The following is a 2,507-nucleotide window of genomic DNA, read 5'->3' as shown; positions in this document are numbered from 1 at the left end:
GCAATGTAATAGAAAAGGCGGAGCGTATCGAGTCGTGGCTCTTGGACCATCCCGAACACGAAGAAGCAAAGCAGAGCCTTGCTGCCCTACGTGCAGCCACACCTATACCCATTCCCTTTGCCGATTTGGACTTTAACCTTGGTGAACGCTGGATACCAGCCAAAGTCTATGGTAGATTCGCTTCAGAGTTCTTTGGGACGGACATTGGCGTATCCTACCATTCCAACATGGACGAGTACAGCATTGTCTGCGACCGAAAGAATGCCAATATCTGGCACAAGTATGCCGTACAGGGTGAGTTCCGCCGTTATGACGGTATCAATCTCCTGAAGCACGCCCTGCACAATACCATTCCCGACATCAACAAGAGCAAGGAGGTGGCGGATAAGGTTACGGGAGAAATCAAGACCATCAAGGTGCGTGACGGACACGCCATACAGATAGCAAATGCCAAGATTGAGGAAATCAGACAAGGTTTTATCGATTGGCTCGGGCGCACACCCGATACCTTCAAACAGCAACTCTCCGACCGTTATAATCGTCTTTTCAACTGTTTTGTGCGACCTAACTTTGACGGCACGCACCAGACGTTTCCCGACCTTGACCTCAGACAATTGGGCATTGCCGACCTCTACAAAAGCCAGAAGGATGCCGTATGGATGCTCAAGACCAATGGTGGCGGCATCTGCGACCACGAGGTGGGAGCGGGAAAGACACTCATCATGTGTACGGCAGCCTACGAGATGAAGCGCTTGGGACTCTCAAACAAGCCGATGATTATCGGGCTGAAGGCAAACGTCTTCGATATTGCCGACACTTTTAGGAAAGCTTATCCCAATGCTAAGGTACTCTATCCAGGTAAGAACGATTTTAATAAGCAGAACCGCCAGCGGATCTTCAACGACATCAAGAACAACGACTGGGACTGTATCATACTCACGCATGAACAGTTCGGCATGATACCGCAGGCCTTGGAGATACAGGAAGCGATTATGCAAAAGGAACTGGACTCCGTGGAAGAGAACCTCGAGGTGTTGCGACAACAAGGAAGAGACATCTCCCGTGGTATGCTCAAAGGCTTGGAGAAGCGCAAGCAGACACTTGAAGCCAAGTTGCAGAACATACAGGACAGCATCGCAGAAAGAAAGGACGATGCCGTGGATTTCAAGATGATGGGTATCGACCATTTATTCGTGGATGAGAGCCACCAATTCAAGAATCTGATGTTCAACACTCGCCACGACCGTGTATCGGGCTTGGGCAATCCTGATGGTTCACAGCGTGCCTTAAACATGCTCTTTGCTATTCGTACCATACAGGAGCGTTCGGGCAAGGACTTGGGAGCGACCTTCCTTTCAGGAACGACCATCAGCAACTCACTGACGGAATTGTACCTGCTTTTCAAATACCTCCGTCCACAGGCTTTAGAGAAGCAGGGCATCAACAGCTTTGACGCATGGGCAGCAGTCTTTGCCAAGAAATCGACTGACTACGAATTCTCCATCACAAACGACATCATTCAGAAGGAACGGTTCAGAACATTTATCAAGGTGCCAGAGCTGGCTGCCTTTTATGCGGAAGTATGGGAGTAGAAAGCAGAAAATGGCATAAAACTCATATCTGACTGAAATACAGCGGATATTGCTTGTTTCTTCTTAGGGTTGCATCATAGNAAACAGGCAGAAAAGGGAGCGAAAAGGAGGGAGTTCAGTTACCAAATCGTTCGANAAACGATGAAAGGAAAAGGACGGCTGAAAGTGGTAACTAAAACGGNGTTTTCTCTTTCATTATCANTGTTTTGCATCGNTCAAAGTTCCTCAAAGAAGTGTAATTTTGCAAGNAAAAAACAATGGAAAAAGAAAAATTCAAGCTGCTTTTCTACCTCAAGAGAGGTACGCAGGACAAAAACGGAAAAAGTCCCATCATGGGACGCATCAGCGCAGGACGCTCTATGGTACANTTNAGTTGCAAATGCTCGTGTACTCCTCGTTTGTGGGACAGTCGCAAAAACCGACTGCTGGGCAAGAGTGCCGAAGCCGTATCGGTAAACAAGGAACTTGACCGCCTNCANGTGAGCATACACAAGGTTTATGAGTCTCTTTCGGGTAAATCCGATGCTCCCATCACGGCAGAGCGAGTACGGGAGCTTGTATTCGGACTGAACAGTGAGTCACAAGGACTGCTNTATCATACNGACGAGTATATCGACCGCTTCCGTGAGCGTGTGGGCATAGACCGCAGCGAACGCAGACTAAAATGCCTGTTGCTCTTTCACAAGCATCTGGCAAACTTCGTCAGGTATCGCTACCGTGTGGAGGATATTCCCGTGCAGAAAGCCGACATCGCCTTTATCAAAGACTTGGAGGACTACTTCGCCAAAGAAAAGGGATTCAAGCTCAACACTTCGGCTGGNTATCTCTCCATGCTGGCTTCCTTGCTCAAAGACCTGNATAAACGGCACATCATTGACACCTATCCCTTCATCAACCATTCCATTCGTTGGGAAG

Annotated in this window: 2 protein-coding genes; both read left to right on the top strand. The window is 48.4% G+C overall.

Annotated elements, in window-relative coordinates; all coding sequences use genetic code 11:
- The coding region (locus tag HMPREF9304_RS08585; RefSeq protein ID WP_036928223.1) for a helicase-like domain-containing protein at nt 1-1,592 on the top strand (1,592 nt) is incomplete at its 5' end.
- 257 nt (nt 1,593-1,849) lie between these two features.
- A partial coding sequence (locus HMPREF9304_RS08580) for a phage integrase SAM-like domain-containing protein (RefSeq protein ID WP_036928221.1) occupies nt 1,850-2,507 on the top strand: 658 nt, incomplete at its 3' end.

The sequence above is a fragment of the Hoylesella timonensis S9-PR14 genome (assembly GCF_000762405.1).
GTDB lineage: Bacteria > Bacteroidota > Bacteroidia > Bacteroidales > Bacteroidaceae > Prevotella > Prevotella timonensis_A.
The sequence above is the reverse complement of the archived record's forward strand: the minus strand, read 5'-3'. Positions and strand labels throughout refer to the sequence as shown.